Origin of the sequence: Peribacillus sp. TH27, from assembly GCF_016650915.1 — a bacterium.
In the GTDB taxonomy this organism is placed as follows: Bacteria; Bacillota; Bacilli; order Bacillales; family DSM-1321; genus Peribacillus; species Peribacillus butanolivorans.
The window spans coordinates 2,053,564-2,072,151 of record NZ_JAEKEV010000002.1 but is presented as its reverse complement, the minus strand read 5'-3'; the positions used below and the strand labels follow the sequence as shown (position 1 = coordinate 2,072,151).

Below are 18,588 nucleotides of genomic sequence, written 5' to 3'. Positions count from 1 at the left end.
TATATAATAAGCGGCCTTTTTTCGATATTCAATCGGGGGAAGGCCGTTTCCCTTTTCCTAGATACGAGAAAGATTAACGTATATTCCTCTTCCTTTAAGGTATCTTTTGTTGTTAATGAAGGATATTAAAAGAAGCTCTAGATTAAGCCATCAAGATAACGGTTGAATAGCGTCAAAAGAGAAGATAGGGAGCGAATTATTTAATGAAAGGAAAAGTGAAATGGGCAAAAATAAACAAAGAGTATCTTCAAAGTCTCCGAAATTAGAAGCGATACATACGACATTTAAACAGGCTTTTGAAATAAAAAAGAATCCATTTCCGTGGATAAAGGCATTGAGTGCAGGAATTGCTGCTGCATTACCTGTATTCATAGGATTATTATTTGGGAATTTTGAGTACGGTTTACTGGCAGGAATTGGTGGATTCTCTTATTTATACGTGTTTAACCAACCGTATGAGCAAAGAGCTAAAAAGATTTTCTTTGTAATGTGGGGCCTTTCTTTATCTGTTGTCTTAGGAACCCTTTTGGCCCCATATCAGCTAGGGACAGCTATAGTGATGGGGATTATTGGGGCATGTGTATTTTTCATTTTTGGTGCTTTAAATATCACTGGTCCTTCGGCAATATTTTTCGTTTTGAGTTTTGCGCTTGCTACAGGTATGCCTATTGATCAATCACTTGCGCCGTTACGTGGAGGGCTTGTTTTATTAGGTGGGGCATTATCTTGGATAATCTGTATGTTAGGCTGGTTTTACAATCCCCATGGACCTGAAACTAATGCAGTGGAAAAAGTGTATAGAGAGTTGGCGGTATTCTTTGATTCAATAGGGACAGAGAAGTTTAATACAGCAAGACACAGAACGGTACTAGCAATGAAGCAAGCAGAAAATACGCTTTTAGCCGGGTATTCAGCCAAGAGAAGTACAGATATATTTAAGCGGTTGTTTCTTTTAAATGAACATGCAAACGCGATATTCTTGAGAGTTCTTGAAATTTCTTTGAACAATAAGATCGTACTTCCACCTGAATTAGGGAAATCCGTTCAGGCATTAGCTGACTCTATTGGATCTAAAACGAAAAATAAATCAAAGATTCTTCAGCCAGAGCAGGTTGATAAAGAAGTAGAAGATTTATTCATAAAAATCTATAATGCAGATGCCATCATGAATGAACCGGTTCAAAAAATTCATCAAGAAGTCTTAATCTCAAAGCCTTCTCTAAAAACCATATTTCTGGGGGCATTTGATAAAAACTCCATAGTCTTTCTCACTTCTGTACGATATGGAACAATCCTTACTATCGCCGCTATCATCGCTTATTCAGCCGGTTTTAATCGTTCGTATTGGGTGCCCTTATCCTGTGCTGCAGTAATGTCCGGTGCTACCATTATCGCCACATTTCATCGTGCTGTTCAAAGGACTTTCGGGACAATCATTGGGCTCCTATTAGCAAGTTTGATTCTTGCATCTGTTCATAACGAGTTTATTATTGTGCTAATCATCTTGTGTTTGACTTTCATTACAGAGCTTTTTATCGTTCGGAATTATGGGTTAGCTGCGATGTTCTTTACACCTTCAGCTTTAATCATGGCAGAATATTCAACTCAAAGTTACGACTTCAGTTTCTTTGCAACAGTAAGGATAACTGATATCGTTGTAGGGAGTATTATAGGCCTTGCTGGGTCATTGTTAGTCGGAAGTCGATCAGCGTCCAGTCTTCTGAGTCATTTTATCGCGAAAACGATTCGAAGTCAGGGTCAATTTTTATTAATGGCGTTCTCTGAAAATAATAGGACCCTTACATTTGATGAGAGCAGTGAACGAAGCAAAATGCAAACCAATATGGTCAATCTATTAACGGTATACAATACGTCTCTAGGTGAGATATTCAAAAACAAGGCCAGATTAGAGTCTCTATGGCCCGTAATATTCTCAATAGAACAATTGGGGTATTATCTAAATGCCAGCTTGAAATACTCTGAACGTCCTGTTCTTTTAGAGAAGGATCTCGCTCAATTGCTTTATGTTTTTGAAACCATGGCAATAGCTGCAGATAAAGATCAATCTTCAACAAATAAAACCGTACCAGAAATTGAAGGGTTTTCAAAAATTCGTCACGAGATTTTGGACCTCCAAGAAGCTCTTCAGTTTAGGGGAGAAGTTTCAAGCTAACCTTAGAGTTTTGTTTAAGGGAGTTCTTATTATTGGCTCCCTCAATTCAACTGAATGAATGCACTAGCTGAAAATAGAGGGTTTATTCAAAAAGTCTGTAAAAATGCCAATTTTCAGTATAAAATGTAAATACATACAGAAAGGTGATGGATCATGTCAAACGTTGCAAAATTTCGAGATTTTTTAACGCGCGAGAAAATCTATATGAATGAGTTGAAAGAAGATGACACCACCTTTTTTAGAGCAGAGCAAAAGTTAAAGGATGGCTGGAAGGTTCTTTTAGTTTTTGCTTTCAACCAAAATGAAAATGTGGCGGATTTATTTTGCTTTAATGTTGCCGAGTTGAAGAATCCTGATAAAAGGCGGGATGTACATACACTGTTAAATGAATATAATGCTAATTTTAGATATTCAAAGTTGTATGAAGAAAAAGGGACTATTTCAATTCGTTATTCTTATTCCCTTGAGGGAGAATTTTTACCAGATCTAGCTTTCAGGAAGTTAATCATGTTACTTGAAACAGCGGAGCAGGTATACCCGTCGTTAATGGAAGTCATCTGGTCTTAACAGTGGAGATGTAGGGAAAGTTCTCTGTTATTAGAGAACTTTTTAACATCTTTAATAGAGTGATGAATATACTATTGTAACATTCATTAAATTTTTATTATTTTTTTAAAAATAACTATTGCATTTATTTAATATAAACTATATAATTAATTTTGTTGATAGCGATTCGACAAATTTCTACAAGAATACGCGGGTGTAGTTTAGTGGTAAAACCTCAGCCTTCCAAGCTGATGATGAGGGTTCGATTCCCTTCACCCGCTCCAATACATACTCATAACGCAGGGTTTCGTTACCTGGAGAACGAAGCTTTGCGTTTAAATATTTTATAATGAGAATTCTACTGTTTACAGTAGGTTTTTTTTATTGTCTAGATTTGTATGTACCTATAATTTAAGGAAGTAGTATGAGATGAGGCTGATCCTGGGTGACTAAGAAACTAGTTGATATGTTGTCAGGAAGCGTATCAAGTGAATCCAAAACTGGGGAATGTGTTTGTAATAGAAGAAAAAACATTCACAGGTTGATATCCTATCCTATAAAAAGACCCCTTCCGATTTTGAAAGGGGTTTAGTTCTGCTCGATTGTTATTATACTTCTAAAATGGAATAAGTTCCTTCTCCACCGTGGATTTCGAGGAACATTTTCATTAAGGACTCTGTTAGCTGATGGGCTTCTTTGATTGGAGTCTTTGGTTGTAAATAGATGATTTGGATTGCCTTTTTCGTTTCTTCCGTGACCTTTGTTCGTTCTGAATCAACGTAGGGGCTTCCAAATGCTCCATCACGATCGGCAGAAGTAATCATGTTTTCCATTGAATTCAAGCGGCCATTCAAGCCGTTATACTCATCTGTACTCTCGCCAATTTTAATCGAGATATCTCCTGTTAATTTATCAGCATCATATATGCCAATAGGCACTTCATATAAAAGGGAGAAGAAGTTATTCAGGTCGATAGCGGAATGAATAGATGTTAAGTAATTTTGTTTTTTAACACGACGGTATAGAGCTTCCACGGAAGGACGGTAGCGTGACGGATTCGTTCCGGTCGTTTTGAAAATCTTTCGCCACTCTTTGATACCCGGGAAATCGGTTAATTCTTTTTCATCTAGATCGAAGAAAAGAGCTTCTTGAAATAACTGTAGTCTTCCTTTGACCATTTGCGGGGAGGGGCCAACTTCGATGTTTTCATATGTAATGATCCCAACTTTGAAATCAGGGATTTTACTGCTAAGATTAGCGGAAATGTTAATTTCCAAGCGTTACACCTCCAAAAATGATTGCAATTAGTTTATCATAGATAGCAATGGTTTGAAATGAATACAAGCTTCGATGGGAATAATGAATGAACGAAGGTGAAAAATATGGATATGAATTCACTTAAGCAAGAAGTGATTATATATAGTAAAGAGATTGGCATTGATAAAATTGGGTTTACATCAGCCTCTAATTTCACGGAATTGAAAAGTCGGCTGATCCGTCAGCAGGAACTAGATTATCAGTCAGGATTTGAAGAACCGGATATTGAAAAAAGGGTCAGGCCTGAATTGATTTTTGATAAACCGCAATCCATTATTTCGATTGCACTGGCCTATCCTTCTAAATTGAAGAATGCACCGCAAAGCACAAAAAGTGAGCGACGTGGGATTTTTTGCCGGGCCTCTTGGGGAACGGATTATCATACGGTTCTTCGTAATAAATTGCAGTTACTTGAGGATTTTATTAAAGATAAAGTGCCAGGAGCAATGGCAAAGTCTATGGTAGATACTGGTGAATTATCGGATCGTGCTGTTGCTGAGCGTGCAGGAATAGGCTGGAGTGCTAAAAATAGTATGATCATTACTCCTGAGTTTGGGTCTTATGTATATTTAGGTGACATGATTACAAACTTGCCATTTATACCGGATCAACCGATGGAAGATCAATGCGGGACTTGCAATAAATGTGTGGATGTTTGTCCAACAGGTGCACTTGTGCAGGGTGGCCAGCTGAATTCTAAGCGCTGTATTGCTTTTTTAACGCAGACAAAAGGATTTCTCCCTGATGAATTCAGGACGAAAATAGGCAATCGTTTGTACGGATGTGATACGTGCCAGACTGTTTGTCCGAAAAACAAAGGAATGGATTTTCACTTTCATGAAGAGATGGAGCCTGACCCTGAGGTTGCGAAGCCGTTGTTGAAGCCTCTGCTTACGATCTCAAATCGGGATTTCAAAGAAACATACGGCTATGTATCTGGTTCGTGGCGAGGCAAAAAGCCAATCCAGCGAAATGCCATTTTAGCATTAGCCCACTTTAAAGATGAAACGTCACTACCCGAATTGATTCAGATCATGAAGGAAGATCCGCGTCCTGTATTACGGGGAACCGCGGCCTGGGCGATTGGGAAAATTGGACGGAAACAAGTAGTCTCTATTTTAGAGGAAGCTTTAATGAACGAAACCGATGAAGAGGTTCGTGCAGAAATTGAAAAAGGACTGCAGTTTACCTTGGAGCATCAATAATATTAAATATATCAGTTATAGCCGTCTCGTAAGAAATTTAACGGGACGGCTTTTTTTATTTTTTGTAGAAATGTGAGGATGAGGGTTTAATATGTAGGTAAAAAAGAGTCCTCGATATGCTTGGACTATCTTTCCATTTGCCGGCTAATTTTTTTATAGGGCGGGAGAGGCTCAAAACCTTTCAACCGGAATACTGGGGAAGTAGATTTTGTATTCTGTTGTGATGATGGGCTAATAATACCTTTTATTTTTCAGATATATTATTTAATCAAGTGGATACCCTAGCTCGTGATGTTCTAAGCGTTTTTGCTAGTTTCTTTTGTTAATAAGAGTTTATTTCGAGGAAATGAACAAAAACAGGCCATTAATATATTCTTCTTTAATGAAGTTGTGTTTTTGTCCATGCCCTCATACATACACATTAGCATAGATGGTATGAAGGGGGGCATAATTTTGAGGGAACAATTGAAACAGCTTTTGCAAGAAAGAGTGGAGTGTTATACTTCTGATACTCAAGAACGCGATGAAAGAAAATTGCATCTGAAAAAGGAGTTAATGCGGAACCGCTCTACGGAAATTGTGCGGGTAAATGCTGCAGGAAAGGTTCACTCGAAGAGAAAGGAAGAAAAGGATACGGTATTGACCTATAAAGTACATCTACAATATTTATTGAAGCAGGAAGATTCTTTTTATATAGAAGAGGAAATGGAAGAAAGGGAGGCGAGGTTTAGAGATGGGTATTTAATAGATGAACGTGACCTTGTACCAAGCTTTGAACCAGAAGAGGTGCCTCCAAAATGGGAAGAAGGTTCGGAGCGACTTTCTTATAAGTATGACAGGATGAAGGCCGTCCAGTATGCCGAGCGGTGGTGGAATGAATTTAATCCTGCGTACCACAAGTTCACTGATGATTGCACGAATTTCATTTCACAATGTTTGCATGCAGGAGGAATCCCAATGTGGGGGGCGCCAAACAAAAATAAGGGCTGGTGGATAAGAGGGAAAAGCTGGAGCTATACCTGGACGACTGCACACTCCTTATATAATCTGCTCGCTGGCGGAAAGGGAATCCAGACAAAACGTTTAGAAACAGCTGAGGAGATGGATATAGGCGATATCATGTGTATTGACTTCGAAGGAAACGGACGCTTTGATCATAACTTGATTGTAACGGCGAAGGATCAGAACGGAATGCCGCTTGTGAATGCCCATACGATGAACAGTCGCCATCGATACTGGACGTACGAGGATTCGAGCAGATATACACCGAATATCGTTTATAAATTTTTCTCGATTTTGGATGGAGTGTGATTGGTTTTTAGTCTGTTTGTTTAATGCTATAATTAGATGAAGTTTAAACTAGAGGTGAAAATGAAGTGGCAATACATGTAGTTTTATATCAACCACAGATTCCAGCAAATACAGGTAATATCGCAAGAACGTGTGCAGGAACAGACACGTCCCTGCACCTTATTCGTCCGCTCGGTTTTTCAACAGATGACAAACAGCTTAAGAGGGCCGGTCTCGATTATTGGGAGAATGTTAAAATCCATTATTATGATTCATTGGAAGAGTTTTATGAGAAGAATGCCGGCGGTGAATTTTATTACTTAACGAAATTTGGAGAGCAGCCGCATACAACCTTCGATTATAGTGATCAGGACAGTGAGATTTATTTCATGTTCGGTCGTGAAACGACGGGCCTTCCGAAAGACCTGATTCATGAAAATTTAGACCGTTGTCTGCGAATCCCGATGACGGATAAAGTTCGTTCTCTAAACCTATCCAATACAGCAGCGATCTTAATTTATGAGGCCTTAAGGCAGCAAAATTATCGTGATTTGGATTTAAAAACAAAAGGTTGATGGATTAATGCTTTTATTACCATACTATCAGTGGGGGATATAGCCCCCCTGGTGGATGTTTTACCTACATACTTTTTTAGGGGTGGAAGCTTTGAATAATATTATTGAGAAGATTTTAGATCACCGTTCCATTCGTTCTTTCGAGGACAAGCTATTGTCGGAAGAGCAAATTCAAACGATTGTTGAATGTGCTCAGGCTGCATCAACTTCAAGTTATATTCAAGCGTATTCAATCATTGGGGTAACCGATCCAGAAAAGAAAGCCAAGCTAGCGGAGCTTGCCGGACCACAATCTTATGTAGAGAACAATGGGCACCTATTCGTTTTCTGCGCTGATTTATATCGACATGATCGGATAGCTGAGATGGAAGATACAGACCTTTCCGATTCGATTGAAAGTACGGAAAAATTCATGGTTGCATGCATTGACGCAGCTCTTGCAGCTCAAAATGCGGCATTGGCTGCAGAATCAATGGATCTTGGCATTTGCTATATCGGTGGAATCCGTAACAATCTTCCAGAAGTGTCAGAGATTTTGAATATTCCACATCGTGTTATTCCGTTATTCGCCCTTGTAGTCGGCTATCCTAAAAATCGTTCCGATAAAAAGCCACGTCTGCCACAATCTAATATATACCATGAAAATGGCTATCAGGCGGATAAGCAGGAGTTTATCGGTCAACTGAAAGAGTATAATGAAACGATTTCTAGTTATTATGAAAGCCGTACAAAAGGCAAACGAAAAGATACCTGGACACAGCAAATGGCTGGTATGCTTGGAAAGAAAAGCCGGATGTATATGAAAGATTATGTGGAAAAGCAAGGATTTAAAAAACATTAAATGATAAAAAAACTTTGTTAGGATATCTGAATTTTTATCCATAAATGGATTATTCTTAAAAGCCGGCTATCCATAATTAGCCATAAGATGACCTCGGGTATTGTCCCCGAGGTCATTCTGTTTTTATTTCATATTGGAATAAACAGGTAGCCCTTTCTAGATAAATAGTATTAGCATTGTTCCCCATACATCCAACATGAAATTATCCTTTTATAGCCATATAAATAACTATTGACAATATATTTATATAGAATTATAGTAATTAAGTAATGGATAATGATAATCATTTTCATTTGAGTTTTTACTTACTTATTTTTCAGTAAATGGAGGTTAAATAATGGTTCGCCTATATACAGAGAATTTAAATATTGGCTATGGTGAACGTTTAATTGTAAAAGATCTCAGTGTGGAAATTCCAGATAAAAAAATTACAACAATTATCGGATCCAATGGTTGTGGGAAATCTACACTGTTGAAAGCAATCACTCGCATTATTCCCAATCAATCTGGGTCAGTCGTTTTAGATGGAGTAAATATCTCAAAAGAAAGCACAAAGATACTCGCTAGAAAGATGGCGATTCTTCCGCAAACACCAGAAAGTGCAAGTGGATTAACAGTCGGCGAACTCGTATCTTATGGTCGCTTTCCTTATCAAAAAGGCTTCGGACGCTTGACCAAAAAAGATTATGAAGTGATCGACTGGGCACTTGAAGTAACAGGAACAAAAGACTTTAAGTTCCGGCCTGTAGATGCACTATCAGGAGGTCAACGCCAGCGCGTTTGGATTGCAATGGCCCTTGCACAAGAAACAGAAATCATCTTCCTTGATGAGCCGACCACCTATTTGGACATGGCACATCAACTAGAGGTTTTAGAACTCTTACAGAAGCTGAATGTAGAACAGGAACGTACGATTGTCATGGTCCTACATGACTTAAATCAAGCTGCTCGTTTTGCTGACTATATTATTGCCTTAAAAGAAGGAGAAATAGTCAAAGCGGGAGATTGTGAAGAAGTCATCACTCATGAAGTACTTAAGGAAGTATTCCATATTGATGCGGTAATCGGAAGAGATCAACGAACAAACAAACCAATGTGTAGTACATACAATTTATTAAAAGGAGAATTGACAACAAATGAAAAAGATAATGATTCCATTTATTCTGCTGTTAGTGTTAATTATTAGTGCTTGCGGTAACGAGTCAACCGAAAAGGATGAGAGCTCGAATTCGAAAAAGGAAAAATCGGGTACCATCACGTACCAATCTGAAAATGGGCCTGTCGAAGTGCCTGCGAATCCTAAGCGTGTAGTCGTACTATCTTCTTTCGCAGGTAATGTCATGGCTTTGGATGTTAACCTTGTAGGAGCTGATTCCTGGTCTAAAATGAACCCGAATTTTAAAAAATTAAAAGATGTCGAGGAAGTAACTGACGAAAACTTGGAAAAAATCATCGAGTTAAATCCGGATTTAATCATTGGTTTATCAACGATTAAAAATGTCGATAAACTAAAAGAAATTGCTCCAACCGTAACGTATACATACGGAAAAGTGGACTATTTAACACAACATGTAGAAATTGGTAAACTCTTGAATAAAGAAAAAGAAGCTCAAGCATGGGTGGATGATTTCAAAAAACGGGCAAAATCCACTGGTGATGACATTAAAGCTAAAATTGGTGAAGATGCTACCGTTTCCGTATTGGAAAAGTTTGACAAACAATTCTATGTATACGGCGATAATTGGGGCCGTGGAACGGAAATCCTTTATCAAGAAATGAAATTGGGCATGCCTGAAAAGGTAAAAGAAGTGGCATTGAAAGATGGTTACTTTGCCTTATCATTAGAAGTCCTGAAAGACTATGCCGGTGATTATGTCATTTTGAGCAATAACAAAGATCAGGACAATTCATTCCAACAAACAGATACGTTTAAAAACATACCTGCCGTTAAAAACAATCAACTATTTGAAGCTGATGCAAAAAAATTCTACTTCAATGATCCAATAACATTAGATTACCAATTAGACTTCTTTTCAAAAAGTTTTCTTGGAAAATGATACAGCGAGGGAGAGGGAGTCTGATTCCTCTCCTTTTATTCTATAAAAAAGAGATGAGAGAGACAGATGACTAATGAAAATCAACGTTTCATCCCATTTATATATAAACTGATCATAGCGATCGTTGCCTTTATCGGCATGTTCATCATATCTATGGTGTTTGGTGCAGCCGATGCTACCATCAAGGATGTATGGCAAGCACTGACGTCCAATGCTACAGGTGATAAGATTTCCATCATTCGGGAAATCCGGTTCCCTCGTGAAGTTGGTGCCATCTTTGTAGGTGCAGCACTTGCAGTTTCTGGTGCCATCATGCAGGGAATGACGAGGAATCCTCTTGCTGATCCTGGGTTGCTTGGATTGACGGCAGGTGCCAATGCAGCTCTTGCCATTACCCTAGCCTTCATTCCTTCGGCTAATAACTTAGGCATTATGATCGCGTGTTTTATTGGTTCTGCTGTCGGGGCAATTATGGTTTTCGGTATCGGTGCAATGAAAAAGGGAGGATTTTCTCCATTAAGGATTGTTTTAGCAGGTGCTGCAGTTTCTGCATTCCTATTTGCCGTTTCACAAGGGGTCGGTATTTATTTCAAAGTATCAAAAGATGTATCGATGTGGACGGCAGGGGGAAATATCGGAACATCATGGAGTCAACTTCAAGTAATCGTTCCGTTTATTTTAATAGGTATCTTGATCTCCTTTATCTTTTCTAGACAGCTCACTATACTTAGCTTAAGCGAAGAAGTAGCTGTTGGATTAGGTCAAAAGACAACACAAATAAAAGCGATTCTCTTCGTTGTCATCATTCTCCTTGCTGGGGCTTCCGTAGCGCTTGTAGGGAATATGGTGTTCATCGGTTTAATGGTTCCCCATATGGTTCGAGCCATTGTTGGTACGGATTATCGTTTCATCCTACCTATGTCCGCAATTTTAGGAGCCACTTTCATGCTTCTTGCCGATACAATTGGCCGTACAATTAATTCTCCATATGAAACACCTGTGGTAGCGGTTGTTGCGATGATAGGTTTACCTTTCTTCCTCCTAATCGTTCGAAAAGGAGGTAAAGCATTTTCATGATCCAGTCAGCTTTAATCAAAAAACAGCGATGGATACTAGGTGCATTATTCGCACTTATTATCATTACAATCATTATTGGGACCAGTTTGGGGTACTCTAATTTATCTTATGACCGACTGATTCCAACGCTTTTCGGGCAAGGGACGTTTAAAGAGGAATTCATTTTATTTTCCGTCCGATTACCACGAATCATCATTACTCTTTTAGCAGGAATGGCCCTTGCACTATCTGGTGCGATTTTACAAGGAATAACACGTAATGACTTAGCTGATCCAGGGATTATCGGTATTAACTCTGGAGCTGGTGTTGCGATTGCGGTTTTCTTTTTGTTTTTCCCAATAGACACAGGTTCATTTGTTTATATGATTCCACTTGTCGCTTTTATCGGCGCGTTACTGACAGCGTGCTTAATATATGTACTCTCTTATAAAAGAAGGGGCGGTCTTGAACCTGTACGGTTAGTGTTAATTGGTGTGGGGTTTTCAATGGCACTTTCCGGTATGATGATTGTACTCATTTCATCAGCCGAAAGATCAAAAGTTGATTTTATCTCGAAATGGTTAGCGGGGAATATTTGGGGTACGGATTGGCCTTTCATATGGGCAATACTTCCGTGGCTGGTTATACTCATTCCATTTACTTTATATAAAGCAAACCGATTGAATCTTCTTGGGCTAAGCGAACCTGTTGCAATCGGTGTGGGTGTATCGATTGAAAAGGAACGGATTGTCTTACTTATAACAGCTGTTGCCCTAGCCGCTGCTGCCGTTTCAGTTACAGGTGGAATTGCATTTATTGGACTTATGGCCCCACATATAGCAAAATCTTTAGTGGGACCTCGAAATCAATTATTTATTCCGGTTGCCATATTAATTGGTGGATGGCTACTATTGCTTGCCGATACAATCGGTCGTAATATAGTTGAACCCGAGGGTATTCCAGCGGGTATTATGGTCGCTTTAATTGGTGGACCTTATTTTATGTATTTGTTATTAAAAAAATAAGAATATGTGTACAGACTCATGATTGTTGAAAGAATCCCTTGAAATATTTATTTCAGGGGTTTTTTTGCTTTGTGGAATTTAACAAATTTCCGTAGCAATCTTGTTTTTATTTATGATTATCTATATCTAATAATCTCCTCTGAATTCAAGCGCTTCGCTTCGAAAAAGAATACTTGAATAAACTTTTTTGTATTTACTCGGGTAGGAGTAAGAACTATTGTTGAATCATTTTGCAATTCTTTCATTTTTTGGCGAACGACAGTGAAATCAAAAAATTTAGAAGCATAATTTTCAAACTTTGGATTTGAAAAATCCGTTAAACCTAGCGAAGAAAAATGAATTAACGAATGATTAATTGCCCTGCGTATTCGCTGTTCGGTAGCTTTTATTTCCCGGTTAATATCAGCCTGTACAGCTGATGGTCCGAGCTTTTTTTTTGTAATTTCTACAAAAATATCTTTAAGAGTTGGGAAATGCTGTTCAAAAGTATAAGTACGTTCATACATGAATAAATATTGAAGCATTTCAATGAAATCTTTAGATCCATTTTCTCCCACAATCCCTAATTCCGATAAAAGAAATTCGCCCACTTCTATTATACTTTTTTCATTTAAAATATTTGATTTATCCACTTTTGGCTGTTCAAAATGCAATACACTATTTAATGAGGTTTGGATATTAGTGATCGATCTTTCTAAATAAATACGTTCCATTACTTTTCGAATAACTGTTAATATTTCAATACGGTTAATTGGTTTAGTAATATAATAATCGATTCCGAGAGAGTATGCCTCACCAATAAGTTCTTTTGATTCAACTTGCGAAATCATTATGATTTTCCCATTAAATGTATCTTTTATATGACGAAGTGTCTCAATGCCATCGCGGATAGGCATTAATAAATCAATAAATAATATATCAATTTGTTTTAAATTCAAAATGTGTCCTTCTAATAGACTGCCATCTTCCGCTTCCTCCACCACTTCTCCTAAATCTTCGTTCTCTATAATTTGGCTTAGGATTGAACGTATAGCGCAATCATCATCTGTTATAAAAAAACGCATGAAATCACCCTTTCTGAATCAACTTATGAATTGGTAACTTTATTGAAAAAACGACGCCGTTAGGCTTATTCTCAAACAGGATATCTCCCCCAAGTTCTTTCACCACTTCTTTTACATATGAGAGTCCAATCCCTGTTGATGGTGTCCCCAAATGATCATATTTCGAAGTGAATCCAGGTTTAAAAATCACCTTCTGATATTTTTGAGGGATTCCAGTTCCATTATCAGCAACTTTTAATTCTACATTGTCGGAAAGTTCACACAAACTTAATCTAACGATTCCCTTATCAATAATTGCTTCCACTGCATTAGCTACTAAATTATTGATAAGAGATAATACGGTATATACATGATAATGTGAATCGTTGTTTCGATCTAATGAGTATTCAAATTGAATATCTTTTTCTAGTGATAAGGCATATTTTTCATTAATTCGGATAATTAATTGGAAAAGTTCAGCAGCATCCATATAATCTTTAAAACTCTCATTAGAAATCAATTTAGAGAGACCGGCAAAAATTCGTTGATTATCTTTTTTAACTTCATGCATTTCGCCTGCGATGCGTAATGCTTTTTGACTTAATTGCTGTGTGAGAACATGAGGCTGTTTTTCCCGCTTTTCCCGTTCATTTAAATCACGATACAAATCATACGATTCCTTTGTAATATTCTCTGCATTTTTTAATGTTTTTTTTAAATGAATCGTTTCCTCATATAAATTGGAAATGAGCATCAGCATGTGTTCATTTTGTTTTCTGATTTGCCTTTCTCTTGATTGTGCTTCATAAAGTTTCATCATATTAAAAAAGCTTAAAACGATAAAACTGTGACCGAATGCGATTATAATCATCTCATTTAATGCACCTATCGTAATTGTTGTATCTAATACAAAATATTGAAAGATTAATTCTACAGAGTCGGACAATATTTCGATAATGAGACCAATAAATCCAATAATCAATGATCGGTTTTGAAAGCGGTTGATTTTCGCTAAATAAAAAAGAAAGGAATAGGTAAAATAAAAGAAAAAACTAGGATAATGTTCTTGAAAAGTGGACGTCCAGTGAAAATTATCCTGAATGAAAAAGTCTATTAGAATACGAAATACAACAACCATTGTTCCTGTCAAGATGCCCGATAAAATGGCAGGTGTTTTCTGTAATAATAGTAAAAAGAAGAAAAGTACCGGCGGACCAAAACTTATTCGAAACGTTTCATTTAAAGGATAAAAACTCAATTCACCTGCTAATGGCACTGTTAACGACATCAGAACAAGGATATAGACCTCTTTTTTCATTAATGTACCGAGATTCAAGTCGATCACCTCCCAATTTGTTAGAAAATTAGTATACAGTTTCATCGGTTTCAATACAACGCTTACTTTGGTTCTTAAAAACGAATCTAAAACGGATTTGTACCAAGTATGGCAAAAACAATCTGGTTTATCTATTCACAAAAATTGGTACTGGAACCTGTGAGACAATCACGCTTTTTTTTTTGAAGATTTTATTTTTTTGATTTTGTAGGTTTTCGTATGATTATGTAGTTCCCTCTTTAAAATTAAAAATAGGTTCCCTCTAGAGAAATTTTGAAAGCGCTTAACAATATTTATAAGCTTAATTATGTTTTCAACGAATCTATTGTAAGTAGGCTTAATGGGATTCGGTAAAAACGCTTATAAAGAAAAAATAATGATACAACAACTAAAGAGGTGGGGAAATATGGTTGAAAAATTAGCGGAAGAGTATAACATTCACGCAAGTAGTCAAAAGAAAACCTGCTTAGATGAATGGGTAGCACATTACAGATCCTATGCTACTAAAGGACAAACCGCCAATTATATACCTGCATTGAGAAATACACACTTATCGCAATTAGGTATTTGCATACTAGAGCCAGGTGGAACAATGATAACGTCAGGGGATTGGGAAGTCCCTTTCACATTGCAAAGTATATCAAAAGTACTCAGCTTTATAGCCGCATGCTTGGGTCGTGGTATTTCTTATGTGTTAGATCGGGTCGATGTGGAACCAACTGGGGATGCTTTTAATTCAATCATTCGTTTGGAAATGCATAAGCCAGGAAAACCGTTTAATCCTATGATAAATGCTGGAGCAATTACTATAGCTTCGCTTCTCCCAGGCGAGTCTTCACAAAAAAAATTAGAATTTCTCTATGAATTAATCGAAAGTTTGTTAGGGAAACGCCCGACAATCAATAAGGAAGTGTTTCAATCTGAGTGGCTAACTTCTCATCGAAATAGAGCTCTAGCTCACTATTTAAAAGAGACGAATTATTTAGAATCGGATGTAGAGGAAGCTTTAGAGGTTTACCTGAAGCAATGTTCCATAGTAGTAACAACAGAAGACATAGCCCTGATTGGACTAATTCTCGCACAAGATGGGTACCATCCTATTCGTCAAGAACAAGTCCTTCCTAAAGAAGTAGCTAAACTAGCCAAAGCGTTAATGCTAACTTGTGGAATGTACAATGCTTCGGGGAAATTTGCGGCTTTTGTTGGGGTGCCAGCTAAAAGTGGAGTATCTGGCGGGATTATGGCACTAGTTCCTCCAAGTGCTAGAAGAGAAATGCCTTTTCAAGATGGATGTGGTATTGGTATATATGGACCAGCTATTGATGAATATGGGAATAGCGTAACAGGTGGGATGTTATTGAAACAAATGGCACAAGAATGGGATCTAAGTATTTTCTAAAAAGCCTAATGGTTAAGGGGGTTCTGGTGCTAATAATAAAAGGGCGATAAAGGGGACATCCTTAAGATTTCCCTATCAATCTACTAAACAACCAGAAGTGATGTACCCAACAATTACTTTAAGATGTAAATTGACGTATCAAATGTTTTTTTGGTCAAACTTATTAATTATTATGCTTGCTTCTTTCGGTTTGTACTTCTTATTAAATCGAAAATTATACAATTTCGATTGTTAAAAGAAATGGTTCGTGTTTTTAAGAAAGATAAAACTAGTTCCAAAAATGAGGTTTCACCGTTTTCAACCGTTTTGTATTAATATGGCTTCTAGTGTGGGGTCAGGTAACATTACAGGAATCCCCATTGTGATTATTTATTGAACGTACACTAGCACTAATCATTAATCCAGTTACTTTAAAAAGTTAATATAAAGGAATGAATTTTGGAAAGCATGGTGATAAACATATGAATAATTTGCAGAGAAAGATGGGAACATTTTCGTTAACGATGGTAGGACTCGGGTCAATTATTGGCTCAGGTTGGTTATTCGGAGCATGGAGAGCGGCACAAATCGCTGGACCAGCTGCCATTATCTCTTGGATTATTGGGATGGTTGTTATTTTATTTATCGCACTTTCTTACAGTGAATTAGGGGCTATGTTTCCTGAAGCTGGGGGAATGGTAAAATATACGCAGTACTCTCATGGTTCGTTTATAGGGTTTCTTGCAGCTTGGGCAAACTGGATTGCAATCGTTTCTGTAATTCCTGTTGAAGCGATTGCTTCTGTTCAATATATGAGCTCATGGCCTTGGAAATGGGCGGAGTGGACACATGGTTTAGTAGTAAATGGAAGTCTTACTGGGGGAGGCTTAGCAATTGCCTCTGTATTACTAATCGTCTACTTTTTATTAAATTACTGGACCGTTAGTTTGTTTTCAAAAGCTAACTCATTTATTACTATCTTTAAAGTTATTATACCAGGACTTACGATTGGGGCACTTTTATTTGCTGGTTTTCATGGATCCAATTTTACGTCTGCAGGCAGTATAGCACCTAATGGTTGGGCAAGTGTACTTACTGCTGTAGCAACTTCTGGTATTATCTTCGCATTTAACGGTTTTCAAAGTCCCATTAATATGGCTGGTGAGGCAAAGAATCCTGGACGTTCGATCCCAATTGCAGTAATCGGTTCAATTTTAATTGCAACAGTTATCTACGTTTTATTACAGATTGCGTTTATTGGAGCCGTTGATCCGTCTATGATTGTGAACGGGTGGCAACATTTGAATTTCAATTCACCGTTTGCTGACTTAGCAATTGTTTTAGGCCTAAACTGGTTAGTTATTTTACTATACGCCGATGCTTTTATTTCTCCTTCTGGGACAGGGATAACATATACAGCGACAACGTCACGAATGCTTTATGGAATGGAAAAGAATAAATATTTACCAAGCGTGTTTGGGAAATTACATCCTCTCTATGGCATTCCGCGTCAAGCTATGTTTTTAAATCTAGGTGTATCTTTCTTATTTTTATTCATGTTTAGAGGCTGGGGAGTACTAGCAGAGGTTATTTCGGTTGCGACTTTAGTCTCTTATATTACAGGTCCAGTAACTGTTATGACATTAAGACGCACAGGTATGAACTTGTACAGACCATTACGTCTAAAAGGATTAAGTATTATTGCACCACTTGGCTTTGTTTTTGCTTCTTTAGTTCTATATTGGGCAAGGTGGCCACTGACAGGACAAGTATTATTTATCATTATGATGGGTCTTCCCGTTTATTTCTATTATCAAGCAAAAATAAAATGGAAGGGGTTCCGTCAAAACTTTTCAGCAGGGCTGTGGATGGTTGTTTACTTACTATGTATGATGACGATTTCATTCTTAGGAAGTGAAAAGTTTGGTGGACTAAACGTAATTCCATTTGGTTGGGATATGGTTTTAATTACATGTATATCACTTGTGTTTTATAGCTGGGCAATAAAGAGTGGATTCCAAACAGAATATTTGGAACAAGGACAGAAAGTAAACGATGACTTGAGATCAATAGAGGAGAACAACATGGCATCTCAATCGGAAAAAAAGAACGCTGTATAAAATATGAAAAACACTTCCTTGGTTGGCATACTCCAATATGTATGGAATCAATGGAGGTGTTTTTTTATATTTTATAAAAAAAAAGATAAAAACGGCTTGCGAGGTGATCCAGCTTATTATTTGGAAAAAGGCTTAAAGAAGCGGTGGATGGGTGGATTATTTACGGTCTCGTGTTTAACGCTGTACAGTAAATACAATTATTCTTGCCAGAGCCAATTCGTTAATGATACCAACTGTATAAAAATGGCTAATTGAAATTAACGAAGCTCGCTAAAAAATCAAATCGCTTTTTCAATTTTGTTTTTTTTGGCCAAATAGTATGTGTAGTCACTGCCATTCTCATATATATAGTAGAACTTCGAAAGTACTTTTATTTGCTTGTATTGATGAGGGGGCGCAAAAAAGGGGACGGCAAATTTAATTTGCTGTCCCCTTTTTTGGGAATTATAAGAAAGGATTTATTATTCCTTTTATTTCACACCTGGTTTATCGTCATACCCAGCAGTGAAGATAGCGGCTAAAAATGCAATAGCAACTGCAATGATAATAACTGTGCCCATGTTGTGACCTCCCTTTACCCATATTGTCCCACTTAAGTATAGGCTTAGTATACCCTAATTTTTAGC

Annotated in this window: 15 protein-coding genes, 1 tRNA gene and 2 pseudogenes; 15 read left to right on the top strand and 3 right to left on the bottom strand. The window is 37.4% G+C overall.

All coding sequences use genetic code 11. The features are described from left to right. Window positions 1–220: 220 nt before the first annotated feature. The 3 genes from JFU24_RS11400 to JFU24_RS11390 all read left to right on the top strand — a co-directional run bounded on the left by JFU24_RS11400 (window position 221) and on the right by JFU24_RS11390 (window position 3,003). Window positions 221–2,173, top strand: coding sequence for an FUSC family protein (locus JFU24_RS11400; RefSeq protein ID WP_201249955.1), 1,953 nt, complete (start codon window positions 221–223; stop codon window positions 2,171–2,173). 153 nt (window positions 2,174–2,326) lie between these two features. Continuing rightward, the gene (locus JFU24_RS11395; protein WP_098176604.1) at window positions 2,327–2,740 is read left to right on the top strand and encodes a YbjN domain-containing protein; all 414 of its coding nucleotides are present in this window, start codon (window positions 2,327–2,329) and stop codon (window positions 2,738–2,740) included. A 189-nt stretch (window positions 2,741–2,929) separates the two neighbouring features. Beyond that, window positions 2,930–3,003 (top strand) — tRNA-Gly (locus tag JFU24_RS11390). Between the two features lie 324 nt (window positions 3,004–3,327). On the opposite strand, the gene JFU24_RS11385 is transcribed toward JFU24_RS11390, so the two are convergent. Next, window positions 3,328–3,996: a B3/B4 domain-containing protein gene (locus JFU24_RS11385; RefSeq protein WP_053344669.1), complete on the bottom strand. Its 669-nt coding sequence runs from the start codon at window positions 3,994–3,996 to the stop codon at window positions 3,328–3,330. A gap of 105 nt (window positions 3,997–4,101) precedes the next feature. Between JFU24_RS11385 and queG the strand changes: the two genes are divergently transcribed. From queG to JFU24_RS11345, 8 genes are all read left to right on the top strand, one after another. Continuing rightward, entirely contained in the window at window positions 4,102–5,241 is a 1,140-nt protein-coding gene (gene queG, locus JFU24_RS11380) for a tRNA epoxyqueuosine(34) reductase QueG (protein WP_053344670.1), read from the top strand. Window positions 5,242–5,694: 453 nt separating this feature from the next. Beyond that, entirely contained in the window at window positions 5,695–6,552 is an 858-nt protein-coding gene (locus tag JFU24_RS11375; protein WP_057217886.1) for an amidase domain-containing protein, read from the top strand. A 65-nt stretch (window positions 6,553–6,617) separates the two neighbouring features. Beyond that, window positions 6,618–7,106 carry a tRNA (uridine(34)/cytosine(34)/5-carboxymethylaminomethyluridine(34)-2'-O)-methyltransferase TrmL gene (gene trmL / locus JFU24_RS11370; protein WP_053344672.1) on the top strand — a complete coding sequence of 163 codons (489 nt, stop codon included), beginning with the start codon at window positions 6,618–6,620 and terminating at the stop codon, window positions 7,104–7,106. 91 nt (window positions 7,107–7,197) lie between these two features. Then, window positions 7,198–7,947: an oxygen-insensitive NADPH nitroreductase gene (gene nfsA, locus JFU24_RS11365; protein WP_057217955.1), complete on the top strand. Its 750-nt coding sequence runs from the start codon at window positions 7,198–7,200 to the stop codon at window positions 7,945–7,947. Window positions 7,948–8,284: 337 nt separating this feature from the next. Next, entirely contained in the window at window positions 8,285–9,133 is an 849-nt protein-coding gene (locus tag JFU24_RS11360; protein WP_201182370.1) for an ABC transporter ATP-binding protein, read from the top strand. Further along, window positions 9,084–10,004 (top strand): iron-hydroxamate ABC transporter substrate-binding protein, encoded by a 921-nt coding sequence (locus JFU24_RS11355; RefSeq protein ID WP_201182368.1) that lies wholly within the window; start codon window positions 9,084–9,086, stop codon window positions 10,002–10,004. The genes JFU24_RS11360 and JFU24_RS11355 overlap by 50 nt, the downstream gene beginning before the upstream one ends. A 66-nt stretch (window positions 10,005–10,070) precedes the next feature. Then, window positions 10,071–11,081: a FecCD family ABC transporter permease gene (locus tag JFU24_RS11350; protein WP_201182366.1), complete on the top strand. Its 1,011-nt coding sequence runs from the start codon at window positions 10,071–10,073 to the stop codon at window positions 11,079–11,081. Further along, entirely contained in the window at window positions 11,078–12,085 is a 1,008-nt protein-coding gene (locus JFU24_RS11345; RefSeq protein ID WP_201182364.1) for a FecCD family ABC transporter permease, read from the top strand. Before JFU24_RS11350 ends, JFU24_RS11345 begins: the two co-directional genes overlap by 4 nt. Window positions 12,086–12,201: 116 nt before the next feature. Here the strand turns inward: JFU24_RS11345 and JFU24_RS11340 are convergent, their stop codons facing one another. Further along, window positions 12,202–13,149, bottom strand: a complete 948-nt coding sequence (locus JFU24_RS11340; protein ID WP_201182362.1) for a response regulator — start codon at window positions 13,147–13,149, stop codon at window positions 12,202–12,204. A gap of 4 nt (window positions 13,150–13,153) precedes the next feature. Beyond that, window positions 13,154–14,473 (bottom strand): ATP-binding protein, encoded by a 1,320-nt coding sequence (locus JFU24_RS11335; protein ID WP_313889313.1) that lies wholly within the window; start codon window positions 14,471–14,473, stop codon window positions 13,154–13,156. Between the two features lie 397 nt (window positions 14,474–14,870). Between JFU24_RS11335 and JFU24_RS11330 the strand changes: the two genes are divergently transcribed. The 4 genes and pseudogenes from JFU24_RS11330 to JFU24_RS31315 all read left to right on the top strand — a co-directional run. Then, window positions 14,871–15,863: a glutaminase gene (locus JFU24_RS11330; protein ID WP_201182360.1), complete on the top strand. Its 993-nt coding sequence runs from the start codon at window positions 14,871–14,873 to the stop codon at window positions 15,861–15,863. Window positions 15,864–16,005: 142 nt separating this feature from the next. Beyond that, window positions 16,006–16,230: pseudogene (locus tag JFU24_RS30250) on the top strand (alanine:cation symporter family protein); the annotation flags it as partial. Window positions 16,231–16,324: 94 nt separating this feature from the next. Further along, a complete protein-coding gene (locus JFU24_RS11325; protein WP_201182359.1) occupies window positions 16,325–17,962 on the top strand; it encodes an APC family permease in 1,638 nt (545 codons plus the stop codon). Window positions 17,963–18,034: 72 nt separating this feature from the next. Beyond that, window positions 18,035–18,131, top strand: a pseudogene (locus JFU24_RS31315) (alanine:cation symporter family protein); the annotation flags it as partial. Window positions 18,132–18,588 lie beyond the last annotated feature (457 nt).